This is a genomic window from Novipirellula herctigrandis (genome assembly GCA_007859835.1).
GTDB classification, from domain to species: domain Bacteria; phylum Planctomycetota; class Planctomycetia; order Pirellulales; family Pirellulaceae; genus Novipirellula_A; species Novipirellula_A herctigrandis.
In genome coordinates this window covers 3260077-3280608 of the sequence record SJPJ01000001.1, presented here as the reverse complement: position 1 = coordinate 3280608, position 20532 = coordinate 3260077, and the positions used below count along the sequence as shown (strand labels likewise).

The window sequence follows — 20532 nt, the reverse complement described above, 5'->3', positions numbered from 1 at the left end:
GACGATTAGCTTATTTGGACAATTTCAAACACTTTTTCCTGACCAGCGTTGGCCTCTAGACAAATGATTCAGGCGTCATGGATTCGGTGGCTGATGCTCGCTTCAACGCGGCAGTTTCGGAGTTGGACTCGTGGATTTATCAGAAGCCGTTGGTGTTACACGCTTCGATTCTCCCGACGACTTGCGTCCAACGAAATCATTGTCGTTGTTTGGTGAGCATTGGACTCGTTTCTGTTTGTAATGACGGTCAAGACACCGATCGGAATCATGATCAATTAGAGGTGCGTTGCGAATGAACACAAAAAGAATCAACGTCGTTAACGCTAACAGAGTAAGCAAGGAAAGAATCACGATTGCAATGGACGACATTCCGTCAACTCGGAGTAGTAGGAACCACTATGAAGAGAATTGAAAACCATGCCATACACATTAAGTTTGTCGTGGTGATTTGTCGCAGGTTTCTATTCAATAATAGGTCATGCAGGCAAATTGCGCCAACACTAATTGCTGATTTTTTCAACAAGCTCGAAATCGCCAGTGCGTCTGATGGGCTCTTTAGCTCAAACGATGCTTGCCTAAACAGGCCGCAGAAATCGCGTCGTCTTCTGCTCGCTCAGACCCACCCACATGGTGGAGGTTGTGTTTCAAAAAAAAGGGATCTACTCGTGGCAAAATGTGACATGCCCATACTTTGCACCAGAAGATTCTAGTGAGGGGAAGCGATCATATTTGAAGCCGTATTTCCATATTGTTACTCGCCTTAACGCAAATAGACCACTTGTGGATAAACTTCGTTATTCGTGTGCGACACCGACAAAGAGAGGCATTTCGCACTTGTCCTGAAGACGCGATTAGTGTAACTCTGTGGTGCTGTGCGTGCCCCTTCTCGGGGGCTGTCCGGTATGCGGCTTTAGAACGACTAGAAGTCGCGAATAGATTAGTACATCGGAATGAACTCAAGTTCTATCCCGCGGGTCTGTAATCCCGCACTCAAAACTCAGGAAAATTAGGGCAAATCAGTTCTTTTCCAATTGGCCACTTGAAGTACGGCGCGCCGGTTGAATTGTTGGGCACCGGTGGGAGTTGCTACGTTCGCTTTTTCATGCAAGAGGCCCGAGTCCAATGGTGAGGCTAACACGCAACGGTTGAAGAGGATGATTTGGGCGCGAAACTCGCTTGATGGTCAACAATTCCACCTATCCACATCTTGCTCTGATTACCCAAAGTTCGCCATCCAGGGGGGCGGGCGGCGATACCTTAGAAAGACACCACGGAATCAAAAATCGTCCAATACGATCGAATCATCATTGCTGATCACAATCTTATCGAGTTTCGTTCCGTCCTCGCGAACTTTGATTCGAAGGGTGTGGTCGCCAGCATCCAGTTCGAAACCAACTTGATCATGGCCAGCCCCATCGGACACGGTTTGCCATTGCCACTGATCGCCGGTGACCGTCAAATGCCACTCAACCCAGTGTCCGTCATCAATGGCGACCCAAAATGAGTTATCCCGGTTGTTCGCAGCGCTAACCAAGGCGTGTATCGCGAACAAACCACCTTGGTCAAGCGTGAAGTCGTACGTCAATTCATCCGCATACGATGGCGAGTTGTAATGCGTTCCTGTCCCGTTCGCTGCGACCAAGAATTCATTTCCGTCATCATCCAATTCAATTTTCCAATCACCGCGTTTGGAGTCGAAGTCCGCAGCATCAATCACGATGGTCGTTGTCGCAAGCTTTGAAACTTGGAATTTATCCAATCGGGTCCCATCTTCGCGGACACGAAGTTGCATTGTGTGAACGCCGGCATCCAAATCAAACGTCACTGCGTTTTGGTGCCAACCGTCGGTCACCGCTTGCCACTGATAGTCGTTTCCGGTCACTGGAATGTGCCATTCAACCCAGGGCTTGTCATTTACTTTTACCCAGACAGAATTGTCTTTTGATGAACGGGCTTGAACCAATCCCGATAGCTCGAACATGCCGGATTCAGCAACCGAAAAACTGTATTGAACTTTCTTGCAATTTGGTGGTGAATAATAATAGGAACCTGACATGTTCGGTGCCTCGATCGCCTTACCACCAGACGCAGATGCGTCGGAACGCACTTGCCAAGGCGAGTCGATCCACTCGTAGTCTTCAGCTTCAAACATCGTATCCACCGCTGCTTGATACATTCCCGCATCAATCGATTTGTCGACTTGGCCGGCATTCAAATGGATGACTTCGGTTAATCCCGTGACCGGATCGGCATTGCTACCGTTTTCTGCATCGGATCCTTGGTATCTCGCTGAGAAAACAAAGTTCGTCGGCGGGATGAACTTGAGGGTGTAGTCACCTGCCGCCAAGCCGCTGAAATTGTATAGGCCGTTGGAGTTTGTTTGCGTCGTATCCAACAACTCGCCATCAACGTCCATCAGTTCAACTGTCACACCCGCAATACCGACTTCATCATGATCCTGTTGTCCATCTCGGTCGACGTCGTTCCAGACGAAATCACCAATCATGCTTGACGGCAAAGCCTCGGGATTCTTGTAGTGGCTGGCGTCGGCATCCGAGACACTGCCGGCAACGACTGTTCCCACATTCGCGTAGACACTGGCTGTCAAGTGCTGGAATTTAACGCTGTGAATTTTGAACTGATCCTCCGGCGTTGGATCGACTGTCGACGCAGCGAGCACCAATACGTTTCCGGAAACTTCGCCACTATTGATGTCAGCCCATCGTGATTGCGAACTCGTGGTATCGTTGACTTCATTCAGTGACAAACTGCTAAGAAGATCATCCGAAAGTGTTTGGTGACTGTCATAAGCACCATCAATGGTACCAACCCAAACTGACAAGTCGCTGTCCGTGACCACACTGTCCAAGTAAGCTTTGTCAACGACAATACTCTCGGAAAACTCGAACAAGACGTAGTTGGTACGATCAATATTATCGACGCGGTGTTTTCCGCCGCCGCCGTCACCTTCACCTGAGTCGGTAACGCCAAGGCCACCTGAATAAATCCCCAAGAACGCCTCGCTCCAAGTTCCATTCGAATCGCTACTGAACGCACTCGCATTCACCGAGACGTCGTCGACAGTAAAACTACGGACGTTTCCGTTGGGGCCATCGAGTCCACTGTTTCCAACGAACTGGAACACGCTAGTAACCCCCGAAGTCGTCAGTGTTTGAGCCGTCGCTTCGTTGTAAGTGTAGTGCCAAACTTCGCCCGGCGAGAGGAGGCCGTCGTCACCATCATCGGGCCCAACAAATTCTGGCGCAAAATCATCAACTGGATTATTCGGAGTGCCGTTATCATCCGTCACAACGACATCTTGAAACGCGAATGCTGTCTCGCCAGTATTCGTGACCACATAGGTCCAAGTGACCGGACTTCCCGGTGCGATCTCCACGGCCGCTTCGGAGGTGTCCGCATCGATTCCATTGGTCAACTTTTCGATGTCGATACCTGGGATTCCAGGTGGTTGCGGTGCGGGGTTTACGTAGTGACTGGGGTCTGAATCCCAAGCCCCGTCCGCATCAACGGTTGCAATGTTCCCGTAGATGCCCGTCGTTAGATGTTGGAACTTAATTTTGTGAATTTTGAACTGATCTTCCGGCGTTGTATCGACCGTTGATGCGGCTAGCACCAATACGTTGCCAGAGACTTTGCCTGCGTTAAAGTCGGCCCAGCGTGATTGCGAACTAGTCGTATCGTTCTGCTCGTTCAATGTCAGTCCGTTGAGTACTGCATCGGAAAGTGTCTGGTGACTGCCGAACGCACCAGGGATCGTGCCGATCCAGATCGACAAGTCGCTGTCACCAACCACGCTTTCTAAGTACGCCTTGTCGACAACAATGTTCTCGGAGAATTCGAACAGGACATAATTGTCTCGCACCAAGTTATCGACTCGATGCTTTCCACCACCGCCGTCGCCCTCGCCAGAATCGGTCACACCTAGGGCACCAGAATAGATTCCCAAAAAGGCATCCTCCCAATTGCCAACGGAGTCGCGGCTAAACGCACTAGCGTTTACCGAAACACCATCCGTGGTAAGACTACGGATGTTGCCATCGGGTCCGTCCAGATTACTGCTTCCGTTAAAATCGAAGACGCTGGTGGCACCTGTCGTGGTCAGCGTCTGCGCCGTTCCAGAGGCCGTGTACGTCCAGGATTCACCCGGTGACAACTCTTCGTCATTACTATTGGGTCCTGCAACGAGACTTGGCGAAAAATCGTCGCTTGTATCATCGGGGGTGCCGCTGTCATCGAGAACAATGACTTCATCAATCGAGAACGTAGTGCTGCCGGTGTTAGTGACGATGTAAGTCCACGTAACTTCTTCGCCAGACGCAATTTCCACGGCATCGCTAGGATCGTCAGCTTGGACAGAGTTGGTCAGCTTTTCAATGTCGATGTTCGGAATGCCTTCGACCACATAGTTGGCCGGATCGTCGTCGGTTACATCATCCCCAATCACGTCACCGTTGTTGTTGATCGGCGTTCCAACCACATCGCCGATGTTCGTAAATTGACCCACCGTCAGTGCCACCGTGGTCGCCGTGTAGATCCATTCTTCACCTGGATCAAGCGCGGCATCTTGATCGATGTCACCAACATTAAAGCCGTCTGTCTCAACCGGGGTTGGTGCGAAATTATCCGTGTCGTTGTTAGGAGTTGCGTTGTCATCGGTGACGACGACGGGTTTTAGCGAGACGTCGCCGGGGTTGGTGACGTGATAGGAGAACTCGATTTGCTCACCAAATTCGAAACTCACTCCCGGTACTTCATTGGCATCATACCACTGCGTTTGTGCGCTTGTTTTCGTGTACTTCAACTCTGTAATCGCACCGCTGGAAACGAAATTCACGTTCATCTCAACAACATTGTCAACATCGATCGCGATTTGCTGAACGCTATTATTTCCGAGTGCGGGAATGTTGAACGTTTGAGTTCCGCTAGCCGTGGTCAGCGTCACAACGGAACCTCCCTGTTCGTCCGAATCAATATCAAGCAAATCGAGATAGTTAACGGTAACTGGCTGGTCAAAGGTGAACGTAAACGTGCCGCCCATGGCCTCGTCATCGGGATTGGTTGCAACACCGTCCTCCGAAATGATCAGCACGTTGCCCAAATCCGTGTCGTTGGAAGAAATGCCACCTGAACCGATACCAAGGCCTCCGAAGTTCTCATTGGGAGTGCCGAGGTCTTTATCTCCGCCGGTGGGCGCGGAGCTGTTAAAGACCATCGCTTGATTGCCGTCGTTGGGTCTTCTGGCGTTAACGGCGCTGATGGTGACACCGGGGTACTGTGATTCAACGATGGTTCCCTGGGCGAATCCATCGAAATCAATCGTCGTCATCTCAGACGACTCGATGATCTTGTCCACATATTTGATGATTTCAATCGCTGGGTTGATCTGTGGCGAAATCCCAGCGTCCCAAGTCAAATCACTTTCGTTTGCCTCTAGCGTTGTGACTACCGTGGCGCCTGTGGTGGTATCGGCATCGCTGTCGATCGCGTCATCGGTTCCGACGTCCTGAGTCGTGAACTCAAAGCCGGACGGGATGGTGTTTGGATCAAAGACAACGAAGTAGTCGCCGGGTGCCAGATCCTCGAACAGATAGTATCCGGCTTCACCATTGAGATCAGTTGTAAACTGTTCCGAGATCGCTGGACCATCGTCACCGTTCGGCTCAGCGATGCCATCGCCATCAGCATCCTCGTAAAGCTGTACGCGAACACCATTGACCCCCAATTCGTTATCGTCCTGAGTGCCATCCCGATCAAGATCGTACCAAATGTAGTTGCCAAGCTCCGCCGGCACCGCGAGCGGCTCAGTTGGACCGAAGAGAGACTTGTTGCCTCCATTAAAATCAACCGTAAAACTACCGGTGAAGGGTTTGGCTGAGATTGAGTCTGAGATCAAGACATCACTGGAAATTTTCATTCCAATGTCTTTCCCCAAGAAATAGGCTGGTCGTTCGCTACCGCCAGAAAGAAATTGGCCTGCCCCGGTCAATTCCCCCCCCGTAACTGATAGCCGTAAATCAAAGGCGTCTATGGATGACGCGGAACCCGAATCCTGAAAACCAAAACCAATAACCTCACCGGTTAACAACGTTCCTGAAACGTCAATCGTTTCATCCGAATCGATATCGATTTCTCCAGTGAGAATGAAATCAGGGCCCGGCACCCCACTAATCAGCGATCCATTTTCGTCTACCTGAAACTGAAGGTCATAACTTTTAGGCGATTGAATCGCGGTCCCAAACGGAAATGAAAACTGATCGACGAAAAGCAGCGGTGTTGCGGTGGCAGTGAAAGTGTTGCTCGTCGAATCGTACTGAACTGTTCCCGTATTATTCGCAGAGAGATTTGGCATTTCAAGTGGAACCGCCAGCAATGTTAACAACCGGCGCTGCTCGAGGCTCTCTACAGTGATACGCGCGCGCCGACGTCGTCGGGTGACGCGGTTCCTCGCTTGTCGTTTCCTCTGGCCGGATGATTGACCGAGCAATGAACGGAATTTGTTAGCAAGCCGCATAATAGAACCTCACGATGATAGGTAGGATCACATCGAAACTGAGTTTCGAAGATGGGTAGTTACCTTTCACACCCGATCGTGGGACCGAAGCAAGATAGGTGACCCCCCTTCTGATTGTGTTGACTCTAGTTGTTTTCGTTATCCAAATCAATTTTCTTTTCTGGCATTAAGAGAATGTTAATTCACTGATGCAGCGACTTGTAGCATTGTGTGCCAAAGCCGCACATGATGCACGTCAGAATATGTCGTCAAAAAGAGAATGTTTCACTATTGGAGCTATTGGTGCAGTGAGGTAGTTGATGTCCGCGCCAAAACAACTTGGCTCATCCACTTCAGTATAGACGATGTGTTTTCATGCGACTGCACCGGAGGTCCGCTGCAGCCGATATCTTTGTGAACGTTCCATTTTTAGACCAGAAGGTTAGTCAGCTATATGGAATATTGGGGTGGTTATGGCTTTAGAGAATGGGTGGGCAGAAAGAAAAAAAGTGGGAGTACAGCGTACTGCTTAAGCCAGGTGGTATCGCGATTGTAGGACTCATCAAGAGGATGTTCTGGCGGATGGTGCTAGCAGTCGGCGACGATATGTGCCAAGCAAACCAAGCCCAAATGTCATGCCCCAAATAGCGATGGAGACAGGTTCAGGAACGGGACGTGAAACATTCACATCCGCAGGGCTATATTTCTCTGTTAAGAAATTTGTGCCAGCGGCTAAGTTGCTAAACGAAATTACCACGGTCTCTCCGAAAGCATCGGAAAGTCCACCCGTAATATTGACCGCTGTAAACTCTAACACACCTGATGAAAACGCTGCACTATTAAGCTCCGTAATCGTGCCCGAGAGCAAAGTGGCCTGAGCTTCGCTTGAGTCCAATGCACCAAGTATCGAGAAATTGTTGTTTGAGCCCTGCACTTGCCGATTGCTATCAACGGCGACCTTAAAGTTAAATATCCCATATGGAGTTGTTTTTCCGGTCCCGGGAAAAATAGCCTGCACTTCTGAACTCGTCTTGAATTGGATGGCTGATCCAATTGCGGTAATTTGACCAGACGCAGAGTCGTATTTAACGAATGGCGTCGCAAAAATATCTGGTAAGCCCGTCATCATGCCAGCTTGCGCGGGGAGGGAGAGCAACAGGAATGCAACGACGGTGTGAGTGAGACGGGAAAACACGGGAACACCTGTATTTTGGTCGGGGGGGAATCACGTACCAATTCGTGATCCTAGTCGCATTTTCGCAACATGCAAGTAAAAAAACAACCAAAATCCCGGGTAAAATTCTGCGTCATTTTGCCACCGAATGCCCGCTCGTCCTTCACTGGGTGCGCTGTGTTTTTCGCTTCTTCGGTGAGCGTTACAAGCCGGTACGCACTATTGGGTCGGTGGTCGAGATGCTATGCCGGGCTCGAGAGGGCTGCTTTTTGATTGAAAGATCACCGGTGGGATTCCCCTGCTCTGGCGCAACGATAAATACCGTAGTTAAGACGCGTCTGCGTAGTGGCGCGTTCTGGGGTCCGCAGGCGAAGTATTTACAAAAAAACTTTGGGCCATGTTGTTTAACCGCGACGCGGTTGTTGTGATGCAGCCGTTTCTTGCAACAGAAAAAGAAAGCTTCTCAGTGTCTGCGGCGTAGTGCCGGGCTCGGTAGTCGTGTTGATGTGTCTCGCACCGGGTGCGGATTCGAAAAACCCTGTTTTGCCGAAGAAAGTGCAGAATAAGACGCCTCGCAGAACTGTCCCTTTGTTTCGCCTTGCAGGTAATGCTGATGGTTTGGTTCCAAGACAGGGGCTCGGTTTATTAGGCGTATCAACCATGCAGTAGTGGCTATTACGAATAGTAAAGCCAGAAGAAGAGAAGCGAACATCATTCCACCCTGCGAGAACAGTTCCACAGTTGCGAGAATACGCGACTGCCACATAAGAGTACTCGTGTGTTCCGGACATCCATCTCGGTATTTAGCCCACACAATCGATTACGCGATAGCAAGCGAGGAAACCCGCAGCATTTATCCTGGGTTTGCGTTAATGGTGGGTTTCATCATGAGTCGCTGGTCGATCGCTGGCGTTTTATCCAGGATCTCTGAGCGCCAGGGCTATGTGCTTGCCTCCGTAACGGTACCGTCGCCTTGTTGTCTGATCGGTCGCGGTTTGCCTTCGAGATTAGTTCGTGCCGTATTGGGTCATGTCGAGCACTGTCGGCAAGATGAGTCGCCATATGATCCAAGTAAGCAGCGTGGCTGAAAGTAGAAAGGCTATAGCGATCAATGCGATTCGAGCTCCCCAGCGACGATGCAGTTTTGATTGATCGATTGACATTAGGCGGTCTGTCAAGTCGGAGGTTAATTTCTCCGGTTCCAGTTCCAGTTCCGGTTTCGGCTTTTGCTTTACGGGGTGTCTCTCCTTTTCGGATGGTTTGTTCTCCGCCGACCGTATGGAAAAGGCTGGACCGTTTCGGTCATTGGTATGGTCGTTGCTGCGGTTGTCTTCAAGGTGACCGTGTTGCCGATCGGCGTATTCGGCTACTTCATTTGGCTGATCGCCAACGGGTGAACCGTTGTCGTTTTCCCCTGCCTCGGTATCAGTATCTCGATCTTGTTCGATGTTTGGTTTCTTTGCGTAGGCTGCCTCTTTCGTTTTCTCGTTGGGCCTTATCGATAACAGCATTTTGCCAATACGCAGTGGGGGATCGCCAAGTGTCATCTTTTGTGCCAATGATCCGCAGTCCTTGTCGTCCTCGGAAAGGCTCAGTCTGACCCTCCACAAAGTCTCGCCTACCCCAACCAATGCTTGGTCGCATGCAGCCAGCCCAACTTTCCGAAGTCGAAGTGTGCTGGGATGCTCGGACCCCAAGATCAAAACTCGCCTGTTCATCGTGCGTGCGTGAGGCTTGCCGCTCCAATCGAAGGCTAATTCCAGCTGAGCCGGTCGGGGCGGGTTTTTCGCGAAATTGTGCGTCGCATCGAATAGTTCGATGGTTTTGCTTCGATCCGATGCGACCGATTGCAGTGCGTCCCAACCAGGATTTGATTCATGCATGAAGCGAATTCGGTCGTGTCCGACTAGCAGGATGCGACCAGGGTTCATCGTGCCCCATTCTGGAAACGCAATCGGACACAGTGGCCACGCCTCGATCGACTCTTCAAAGCAGCATGCAAAATAGGCCAGCGGTGGCACATTTCGACCGCGAATGCGAATTTCACACGCTCGATGTGAGCCAATCAGCGCATAGGGACGTGAAAGCTCTCGTATCGAACTCGTTGTGGAAGTTGTGGCCAGCACTCGCCAACGAGCTGCAGGCCAATGGTTAACCGAAGTGTTTTCAATTGCCTCCAAAGCATCGCCTCAGTCGTAATGAATGTGTACCGAAGGGTGACCAGGTAGGAAACACTTGCCCCAAACCGATCAGGCCCTGGGCTTAGTGTTCTCGAGAGATCGCACGCCATCTGTTATCTGACTAGAGTATTCAGTGAACGGACGAAAAGCGACAATTGTTGCCCAGATGAACCGCTGAGTTTGTTGATCGCTCTGGTGCAACCGTGGTTTTCGGAAAGTCTAATCCAGAGAATGTCGCTCGCTCAATTTGAAAAATGGGGACGGATTTGTAGGGCTTTACGGTTGGCTGCCAAGCGGAACGCGGCAAGGCGAACGGTGGCTTAAGTAGCAGGTGTCGTTTTTCGTCCGCTTGCACCCGAGTTGAAGAGCTTTGTTTAAAATCCGGAAAAATATTCTCTCTATCATTGTGATGGTAGTTATCGGAAACGTGGGCGCTGCGCAGAATTCATTAATTTTAGGCCTAATCATCTTGGCGGATTCCAAACCGGTTCGAATGGGTTGCGACCGTGCTCTGGTGCATCGTTTTTGCACTGCTATGTGCTCTGTTGGATGGCATGTTGCGTGCGATTTAGCGCAGGCAGACCGCAAGCCGAGCCCACGCTTTCGAACTAACACGCGTGCACTTACGCACAGCGTAGTGACCTAAGTCGCACGCCAAGAAATCTTTTTGGTCAACCGGCGGAAAACCGTTTGACTCTTGAGTGTCGCGCATTATGATACCCCCCAGTGGAATGAGGTGAGTGAATGCCGAAATTAAGCTTGGGTGTCACCGACGTGGACGAAGTCCGCGCGTTCGATCGTGCCCGCTGGGGCGAGGTTTGTCCTGTTTCCCTTTCTTGCTGTTTGTTAGTTATCTTTGCTGTATTCAATCATGTATTGCGGCATATTTTTAGCTACACCGTGTCGCCTCGCCAGTCAATGTTAATTGGTCGTCACTCGCGTCCGTCCCTCCTTTACGCCTGCCTTGAAAAGACCTTTACGCCTGCCTTGAAAAGGGTCGCTCGCCTCCGAGCGAATATCGGATGAGCAAATCAGATCGTCGGCATCAACGCCGCCGCCCAAAGTCGCCGGTAGCTAGTTCTTCGAAAGCAAATCATCTCGTGAATGTTGCGATCGGGAAGTCCAATTCCCCGGACAATCGCAGTGCAGAGCCTCCGTTGCAACCTTTGTTACGGCACCAATGGCTTCGAATCGTTTTGCCGGCTAGCCTCGTTTTCGCCGTGGCTGTTCTTTACGCCTATTGGCCAACATTGTTGTGGATGGAAGATGCTTGGAGAGTTGAGCCGGATTACTCGCATGGATACTTGGTGATTCCACTTGCGGGATTGCTGCTATGGCATCGTCGTGAATCTTTGCCGGGATGTCGGGGCCGGATCAGCATCATGGGTTTGAGTTTGATCGGGTTGGCGATCGTGATGAGGTGGCTTAGTCGTTTCATCTACGCCGATTTTCTTGACGCATGGTCAATTCTGCCGTTAGTCGCTGGAACAATTTGGTTTTTGCTGGGCCCGCGGATGATGCGTTGGAGCTTGCCCGCGATTTTGTTTTTGTTCTTTATGGTTCCGATGCCTTATCAGGCCGAGAGTTTGCTGAGTTGGAAGCTACAGGGAGTGGCAACCCAGTTGAGTACGGTGATGCTGCGGGTGCTTGGGCAACCTGCGGTTTCCGATGCGCACATTGTCTGGGTGAACGATCAGCGATTAGTGATCGAAGAGGCCTGCTCGGGGCTGCGGATTTTTATTGGTGTTGCCGCGCTGGCCTTCTTTTGGGCGGCGATGGCAAGTCGCAGTTGGATTGACCGAGTGATTGTTATTGTTGCTGCGATTCCGCTTGCTATTTTTGTTAATGCATTACGCATCACAACCGTGGGTGTTTTTTACCAACTGGCCGATAGCCCTCACGCACGCAACTTTATCCACGACGTCACGGGGCTTTTGATGATCCCGTTGGCCTTTGTTCTGCTGTGGTTGGTGAAGGCCTATTGGGAGAATCTCTACCGGCCTGTTGAGCGAATGACTGCAAAAGATTTTATATCCAATTCTCCGAATGCCAACTCAAACGCAATTGCATCCGTTAAGGCGAGTTTGTGATTGCTTGGTTTCCTCCGCGTCAACTTGTGTGGCGTCGCAATCAGCCTAGTGGTTCATCCCGCATTTTCGCACCTCTAGAAGGTATGAGATTTAACCTCTCTATGACTCAGTGAAGCATCCAATCCATTCTGCCCAGCAATCGGTTTCTGTTGTAAATCACAGGGAAAATGTGACGGCGTCTAATTCCGGTGCATCTACTCAGTTTGATCCCTGGATTTTGTGGGTCACATTCCGTCGGTGTTGGTTTTGGGTTTTGCCGATCGGAGCCGTGTTGGCAGCATTAGCTTCGTTTGGCGTGTTAAGCACGTTCGTGCCAACCTACCGTGCAAATGCCTTGCTTCAAGCGAATCAAGACTGGATCGTCTTTAAGGGCGTGATGCCTACCTTGACCGATTTGGCAAGAACAGAGAAGTCTCTCTTTTTCAACCCCATCGTCATTGACCCTGTTCTTGCTGACCCTGATTTGCGCCGAGCTCCAAGTTTGAGTGATCCGGATACAGCCGAAGTCAATCTGCGGAAAAATCTGAAGATTTCCAGTGACGGCACTCCGACGCAGCTGTTGGTCAGTTATGAGGACACCGATCGGGAGGCCGCTGCAAACGTTTGTAATGCGGTTGTCGAATCTTATTTGCGGCAACGGGATGATTTTGACAATATTCGTGTTAGCAACTTGGGAAGATGGTTGGAGCCAGAAATTCAACGCTGGGAACAAGAGGTCGAAGAGCGGCGGCAAAGCGTTAATCGGTTGAGCCAGCAAACTCTCGGCTACGCTCCTGGCAGGGCAACATCGGTCGCTGAAAATAACGACAATATGTCGCTGTTGGCGAAACTCCGCGCCGACATCGCTGATCTGACCGTCGAGCTATCGATTGCCGATGCACAATTGGCGATGAAGGGCGAAGCGCAATCGGCAATGGTTTTAGATGTCAATTCGACATTTGTTCCGCCAATCATTAAAGTCCAGCGGCGTGAACCGACCGAAGATGACATCGCGAAAATAGTCCAAAGGAAACCGGAAGTCGTTAATGCGAGAGAACGAATTCGTCGCTACGAAGGAATGATTCTGAATATGGAAGATACGGATCTGGTTCGCATTAACCGGTCTTACTATGACGAATTAAAAGCAAAAAAAAATGAGTCGGAAAAAAAATTACAAGCGGCGATGGACGCGGCTCGCCAGCAAGCCCTAGTGGAGGTCCAAAAGTTAGCTGACGAAGATTTCAAGCTTCAGGAAGAAGAGGCAAAAACGAAGATCGAATTGGCTCGACGTGAGTTCGAGCAAGGGCTTAAGCTCGCTTCACTGGATCACCAATCGGAAGGCAGGATTGCGATGGAAGCGGAAAAGCAACAGCGTGACGGATTGGAAACGCGGCTGCAGATGATAGAAAAACAATATGATGCGGAGCGTACCCGCCTTGAGCAGTTCGGTGGCACGACGGCCGAATTACAGTTCGCGCAGGAGCAATTGGATGTTGCCAATGAGGTGTTAATACAACTGCGTTCACGTGACGCTGCGATTAAGACGGAGCGACGTCAAGATGGAGCAGTACGAACGTTGGCAGCCGCTACTCCGCCCAAGACTCCTGTCGAAGAAATCCCTGTGAAAAAGATGGCGGTTGCAGGCCTGGCAGCGATGATGATTCCTTTCTTGATTGGACTGTTGTGGGAATTGCGAGTGCAGCGAGTCACGGATAGCTCGATGTGTGACGGCCTGATTGTTGTCGGAGAAGTCGCCAAATTGCCCGCGGGTCCTCGGTCATCACGGGGACGCCGGGTCTTTGAGGAAAGTATTGATTCGCTTCGTGCGAACCTATTCCTGTCAAAACAGTGGGAAGGCACTCGGTCAATTGCGGTCGCAAGTAGCGTGTCCGGTGAAGGCAAAAGCAGTGTCGCCTCGCAATTGGCGATCTCTATTGCAAAAGCCACGGGTGAAACGGTCCTGCTTGTCGATGCTGATGTTCGTTGTCCCGACCAACATCGCTTGTTTGGCTTGGACATGGGGGCAGGACTTTCGGGCGTGCTTTCAGGGCAAACAACATTGACCGAAGCAATTGACACGAGTCTCGGTGATCTGATTCATGTGCTACCCGCGGGCAAGTTGACAACTAGCCCCCATCGAATGCTCAATCCGAAAGCGATGAAGGCGTTTATCAGTGATGCGATGGAAAAGTACACCTATGTGGTTGTTGATACGTCGCCGGTGTTGTCGGCCGGCGAGACACTGGCAATCGCGTCCGCGGTTGAATCGACATTGATGTGTATGATGCGTGATGTCAGTCGGATGGATAGCGTTCGGCTCGCCACCCGGCGACTCGAGGCGGCGGGGGCGAACATGGTTGGCACGGTGTTCAGTGGGGTGACGGCACAGCAATATGCCTATCGCTACGGTGATTACCACTATGTCATGCCTGACTTCAATACTCCGTCCTAGAATTATTATGCGTTTCCTTTGTTGATGGTCAAACAAATGTTGGACGACTGGAACTAAGACGATGGATTCCCACCTAGACACCAAATCGGTTAACCCGAATCGCAAAGACGCTTCAAACGAGAAGGCTTCGTTGAGTGCCGGAAATGCGAGTGCCCAAAATTTAAACGCACAGCATGGCACGGATGACTCTTCATCCCCCGTCGAAAGCCAACAATATCTCGACAAGATTCAACAGCGTCAATTTGATTGGCAATGGAACGGGCGTTTGCTTTGGATAAGTACTGCGATTGCTGCGATCTTGGTTGTCTGTTCGATTGCGTCGTATGTCTACCATTCTAAAACGACCACCCAGACGTACCGATCACGCGCCGATGAGGCTGCTTCGGAAGGCAAGTTCAGTGATCAAGCCAAATGGCTTCAACGTTATCTGTTGATTCAACCCGACGATACCGGCGCAATCATCGAAATGGCAATTGCATCGGACCAAGCGGCTGACGTTGCTTTGTCAAGCGAACTTTCTGCCGCTGTGAACCAAGCCCGCAAACACCTTGGTTCGTCAATTGCTCGTCTTACCGACGACGAGGCCAAAGAAGCAAAAGATTTGCGACACCGATTGATCAAGCGTTTGATTCAACTTGGCGGCGGTTGGTTTCGTGAAGCCGAACGACAGGTCGTCGTCCTTGATGCAGAGCACACCGATCCGCAAGCCAACAAATGGATGGCACTATCGTTGATCGGCCAAGTGGACGCGTCCATCAGCGATGCGCGCCAAGCCGATAAGTACGACAAAGAAAAGGATTTTTGGTTATGGCGATCGCACCAAAAGCCAGGTGAGGTTCTGGTCACAGCGATCTCGATGAACCCAAACGACGTTGACTTAATCGCCAAGTTAGTCGAGGCAGCAATTCGCACGCCGCAATCGTTCGATTTGTCCGGCAAAGATGCTCAGCAGCGTGCAGCGGGGCTTAACCAAAGAGTCGAGAAGTTGCTTGCCGGTATCGAGAACAACCAAGATAGTCGGTCGCGGCTTATTCGTTATCGGTTCGAATTAGCGCGTGGCAATACCAAGTTGGCGGAAGAAATTCTATTTTCCGCTGCGGAGGATGCAGCTGCAAGGTTAGCGAAACAGATGGCTCTGTTAGTCGCTGAACGAAAAAAACTCGAGGATGCGGGTGATGGTGCGGTCGGCGATGAGGTTGATACCGAAACTGCTGAACAAGCAACGGCTCCTGAGCAAGCATTGGTTCCCGATGCCGAAGGTTCACCGGAGTATTGGGATTTTGTTTTACTAAGTGAAGCCGCTGGTCGCGCCAGTGAAACGGATCCACAATTGGCTCGCAGCTATTTCGATCAACTTACGGTAACCAGGATTCCATCCGTATCGGCGGCGCTCGTCGAAAACGTCTTTGTCTTGTCAGGGCAATTGGCTCAGTCATCCGGGGATCCGGATGGAGCGATCGAAATTTGGGAACGAGGACTCGTTCAAGGCAACCCACTGAGTCTTGACCTTCTCGGTGCGATTTCTCGGCTAAACGTTTTCCTGGCTCAAGTCGGCCAAGCTGGCAAAGACGAAGCTATCAATCACCAGGGTTTGGGAAATGTCACGAGTGACAGCAGCGTCCAAAACAACCAGCAGCGAGTCATAACCGCTGAGAAATCGCTCGAGAGATTTCGTGAGGCAATCAAGGCAGCCACGCGGCGAGTGGCCAAGGCAAGCGATAGCGAATTGCCTCGAGAGACACGGTTGGCGGTAGGAAGGCAGATCGAGGCTGCAAATTGGCGACTGCAAGTTTTAGAATCAACATTGGCGGCGTTGGATAAACGTGATGTCGATGCGATTCAAGGGATGCAGCGAGCACTTGTCGCCTCGGCCGAAGTGGGAACGGATGAACGTGTCGCTGTGGCACTCCAACTTGCGTCGCTCTATCAAACGCAAGGTTTGTGGGATCAAGTTGGCGCAACGCTCGACCAGGCAATTGAGTTGGCTCCCAGTAATCTTTCGCTTCGTGCTAAGTCGGCCGACGCTTGGACGCGAAGCGGGAATCGTTTGAGAGCCATCGAGCAATGGCGCAGCGTGGGGAATGCCGATTCGTTCGAAATCCAAGTCGCCGGCGTTGAAGCTCGTTTGAATTACCAATTGCGGTTAAGGCCCGAACAGCAAGATTTTAGCGGCGTGCGGTCCGCGATCGCTCGTGTGCGAAAAAAATACGAGGAACCAATCGAGCAGCTCATCGCGCGGACGAAGGATCGTGGCCTTTACAAAGAACCAAGCGATGTCAGCCTTGCGGATGATGAGCAAACGGATGAATCCGTGGGACAAGCAGAACCAATGGATCCCGCTGACGCGGTTGCCTTGCAATTACTAAGTCGTTTGCAGATTTCCGAAATATCGTTGCCGCCCGCGGGGGTCGATATCCAAGAGCACCTTCGATCATCCCAGATGGCTGAGCAAATCGCTGAGTTGGCCGAACAGAATGCGGATGACGAGCTAATCCAAGCCTTCGCGGCCGAACGGTTGGCGGCGGCGGGAATGCTCGAGCAATCCGATGAAGCGATCAAGCGGCTTGAACGACTTTCCAAGCCCCAAGCAAACTCACTCGCCCAGTCAACGCCACCGGTGATCGTTCGCGCCCGTATTGAAGCGGCGCAGGGAAAGCCGATTGAAGCTTGCCATCGCTTGATGCGTCACGCCGAAACACTTGCCCAAAATGAAGGGCCATTGGTCGCTAGCCAGTTGCTTCAAACTGCGGCAGGTTTCGCTTTGATGGGGAATGATAGCGAGCTTGCCTACAATGCCTTGCTGAAAATTCCGGCTGATCAACAAACGATTACAATTCTGTTTTCACTGGCACGTTTGTCTCGGCAATTGCCACCGAATTCGGAAATTTTCCAATCGAAAAACCAATCAAACGATCCATCGAGCCTGTCACTGCATTGGGAGCGGGAACTTGAAAAAATCGAAGGCCGTTCGGGGTCCTTTTGGCGATTCTTGGCCATCACGCGACTGATCGACCAATTGCGCAGTGATCGCAATGAAATCCAGCGAAACGACGCACGGCTTCGTGAAGCCCGCACGCAACTCCGCGAACTCATGACAATCCGCCCGCGTTGGGGCGAAGCGATCTCGCTCGAAGGTTGGTTGTTGGCGATCGAAGGAAAGCCCGAGCAGGCAGTCGATCAATTGCGGCGAGGGATCGCGGCGGGGGACACTCGCATGCAAACTCGCGTTCGTTTGTGGGAACAATTGGTGGCTCTAGGGCGTTTGGACGAAGCGGATGTGGAAATTCAACAAACGGCTCTGGCCAGTGGACAACCTTCGGCACAGTTTGAAGTCACGCGTATTCAATTAGCCCAGCAACAAGGTGACTTCGGACGTAGTGTCGAAATGGCGCGACAAGCCGCGGTCGAGCGTCCCGATGATGCTCTTGCTCAACTTGTCCTTGCTCGTGTAGCAACCGTTGCTGCTGCGGATCCCTCACAATTAGAGTCCCAAGACGAATTGCTTCAGGAAGCTCGCCAGGCAATCGGAAAGGCAGCGAGTGACATCAAAGCTAACCCGGTCCAAATTGCCTCGGCTCGACTTGCTGTGGAATTGGTGGCGGGTGATGAAAAAGTCATTCGCAAAGAAATCGAGCGAATTCGTCAAAGCAAACTCGATGAGTTAGAGAAACTCATTCTGGTTAGTCAAGCATTCGTTGCGTTGAAAGACTTTGAGGCCGCATTGCCGTTGCTAAAACGAGCGGATCAGATTCAGCCGTCCAGCCGTACTCAAATCGCCTTGTCCGCGTTGTACCGCGAACTAAGCCGTACGGATGATGAAATCGATGCACTACGAATCGCCCAGCAACGAGACCCAAACAATACGATTCTACGTAATCAGCTAGCCCAAGCATTAGCCGCTCGTGATGGCAAGGAGATCAATTGGCAAGAACTCAGCCAACTTCTTCAATCGGCGGATCAGGCAACTGGAATCAATCGTTTCTTGTATGCCATTTTGTTAAGCGTCCACGGCAACGACAAGCAGCATGATCAATCAGTTCAGATCCTTCGAGAGTTGATTGCAGAACAAAATTCTCGCAGTGAGGATGCGGCGCGTGTGTTGGCGGCCGTTCTGCGTCGACAATTAGAAGCGATTCCGGCCTCGGATGCGGGCGGCACTGAAAGCGATGCCGGAGAAGTGGAAAGACTAAGTAGTGAAATTCGCTCAATTTACGATTCAATTTCTCGAAACAGCTCACCCGAGGTCGCCGACTTGTATCGGTATGCCGACTTCCTATTGCGGCAAGGCGATGACAGAGACCTCGCGAAGGTCAAAACTTTACTCGACCAAATGCACCAACGGGAAAACGGCGAATTGGCGGCACTTGAACTAGACATTCGCTACGCGGAACGAACCGGGCAACGAGACAAGGCTCCCGAAATTATCAAACAGTGGGCCGATTCCGCAAATGATGGTGCCAACCTTACCGATAGCGATGTCTCTGCGATTGCCGGTGGCTCGTTGATCAAGCTCGGTTTTATCGAAGAAGGGCTAAGTTGGTTTGAGCAGGCATACAAGAACGAACCGGAAACGCTAACTAACTACGTCGTGGCGCTCGGTAGGGTTGGGCAACTTGATGTCGCATTGCAAGTCACCGCCGAGCACCACCAAAAAAACAAAGATCCCAATTCGGCCATCTTGTTGGCGGAGCTGCTGCTCAATCAATCCGCCGATGAAATGTCCACCGAACATAACCAATTGGTCGATCAAGCCGTCGAGAGTTTTGATCGCAATCCGATGCTGCTAGAAAGCGTCGCTACATTACGAATGCAGCAATCCGATTACGAGCGTGCCATTGAATTGTATCAACGAGCGATCCAGATCGATCCATTACGAGTCCGCACACTGAACAACTTGGCGATGGCATTTTCCGAGGTCCCCGGTCGTGAATTGGAAGGAATTGAGCCAATTGATAAAGCAATGACTTTGGCCGGAGAAAACCCCGAATTACTTGACACAAAGGGCGTTTTACTATTGAAGGCACGTCAGTTCGCTCAAGCCAAAAAGACTTTCCAAATGGCGATCAGCCAATCAACCGAACCACGTTATCAGTTCCATTTAGTACTGACGCTTTTGGCTGAAGGAAACGAGGCGGAAGCGGAGCGAGAGTGGGGCAATTTGAACCTTGGAAAACTGAATCCGGGTGGGCTCACCGTGCCTGAACGCCAAACTTTGGCTGAGCTGGAGATTCGATTCGGAAAGTGATTACCCAATATTCAATCCGGCAAGGATTTCAGCAGTAGCCGGTGGTCCAGCGAATTGGAAGCCGCCGGGTAACGAACCAAGCTGACACACGACCCCGAAGGGCGTCGCAGCACCCCGATAGTTTTGAGTTCTTTGGAATAGTTGCGTGATCAGCAAGAACTATCCCTATTTGCCCGTCACTCTCACCATCGATATAGAAAATTGAGCGAACAGAAAAAAACACCTGATCAATTAAGGTCACCCATCATCGGGCGTGTCCCCTTTGCTGCGGTTATCGTGTTGACGTTGTTGTCAGGCATCGTTCACGGCTATTTGGACGGGCGATGGAGCAAGTCCGAGAATTTGATCCAACAAGGCGCCCGTCTAAACGAACTTCCCGATCGCTGTGGTGATTGGACGCTGGCCGAAAAGCAACAACTCGACTCGGGGGCACTCAGCTTACTTCGCTGCTATGGATCCGAGGTTCGCGTCTATCAACACGACAAAAGCGAAGCAAAGGTAACCGTCGCTGTGATGTTTGGCCCTCGTGGGCCCATTGCCGTCCATACTCCCGAAGTCTGCTATAGCTCCGTTGGAACCGAGCAAGTCGGGCAGCGGCAAATCGAAGGCATCACCACGGAAAGTGATGCACACCAACTTTGGTCCGTTCAGTTTTCCGTGGACAATAGCCCCGAACCCGCCTTAGACGTTTGGTATGGGTGGAGTAACGGCGGGGCGTTTCAAGCCAGCGAGTACCCTCGCTTCTGGATGACCGAGAATCTTTACAAGATACAAATTGCCAGTCCAACCAACGAAACCATTGCCCAATCAAGTGGCGATGGGTCGCTGCGATTTTGTCGCGACTTTCTGCAAGCATTCTTGCCACAACTTGAAACCATCGTTGAATGATATAATGGCATGC

8 protein-coding genes are annotated in these 20532 nt (G+C 51.2%); 5 read left to right on the top strand and 3 right to left on the bottom strand.

The features are described 5' to 3' along the window. Positions 1–1276 precede the first annotated feature (1276 nt). The 3 genes from CA13_RS12065 to CA13_RS12055 all read right to left on the bottom strand — a co-directional run bounded on the left by CA13_RS12065 (position 1277) and on the right by CA13_RS12055 (position 9865). Positions 1277–6370: an SdrD B-like domain-containing protein gene (locus CA13_RS12065; RefSeq protein ID WP_419194230.1), complete on the bottom strand. Its 5094-nt coding sequence runs from the start codon at positions 6368–6370 to the stop codon at positions 1277–1279. 703 nt (positions 6371–7073) lie between these two features. Beyond that, positions 7074–7706 carry a hypothetical protein gene (locus tag CA13_RS12060; RefSeq protein WP_146396914.1) on the bottom strand — a complete coding sequence of 211 codons (633 nt, stop codon included), beginning with the start codon at positions 7704–7706 and terminating at the stop codon, positions 7074–7076. A gap of 986 nt (positions 7707–8692) precedes the next feature. After that, positions 8693–9865, bottom strand: coding sequence for a hypothetical protein (locus tag CA13_RS12055; RefSeq protein WP_146396911.1), 1173 nt, complete (start codon positions 9863–9865; stop codon positions 8693–8695). Between the two features lie 744 nt (positions 9866–10609). On the opposite strand from CA13_RS12055, the gene CA13_RS12050 reads away from it, so the two are divergent. From CA13_RS12050 to CA13_RS12030, 5 genes are all read left to right on the top strand, one after another. Then, complete coding sequence (locus CA13_RS12050; RefSeq protein WP_146396908.1) at positions 10610–10891, top strand: hypothetical protein; 282 nt, start codon at positions 10610–10612, stop codon at positions 10889–10891. A 74-nt stretch (positions 10892–10965) separates the two neighbouring features. Beyond that, entirely contained in the window at positions 10966–11955 is a 990-nt protein-coding gene (locus tag CA13_RS12045; protein ID WP_419194229.1) for an exosortase/archaeosortase family protein, read from the top strand. 169 nt (positions 11956–12124) lie between these two features. Next, positions 12125–14386, top strand: coding sequence for a polysaccharide biosynthesis tyrosine autokinase (locus tag CA13_RS12040; protein WP_419194228.1), 2262 nt, complete (start codon positions 12125–12127; stop codon positions 14384–14386). A 61-nt stretch (positions 14387–14447) separates the two neighbouring features. Further along, a complete protein-coding gene (locus tag CA13_RS12035; RefSeq protein ID WP_146396903.1) occupies positions 14448–19631 on the top strand; it encodes a tetratricopeptide repeat protein in 5184 nt (1727 codons plus the stop codon). 201 nt (positions 19632–19832) lie between these two features. Beyond that, a complete protein-coding gene (locus tag CA13_RS12030) occupies positions 19833–20519 on the top strand; it encodes an exosortase-associated EpsI family protein (RefSeq protein ID WP_146396900.1) in 687 nt (228 codons plus the stop codon). Positions 20520–20532 lie beyond the last annotated feature (13 nt).

Excerpts from the sequence above, each read along its gene's own strand:
- CA13_RS12065 (WP_419194230.1), bottom strand. The coding sequence starts at position 6,370 with ATGCCAAATCTCTCTGCGAATAATACGGGAACAGTTCAGTACGATTCG.
- CA13_RS12050 (WP_146396908.1), top strand. The coding sequence starts at position 10,610 with ATGCCGAAATTAAGCTTGGGTGTCACCGACGTGGACGAAGTCCGCGCG.
- CA13_RS12035 (WP_146396903.1), top strand. The coding sequence starts at position 14,448 with ATGGATTCCCACCTAGACACCAAATCGGTTAACCCGAATCGCAAAGAC.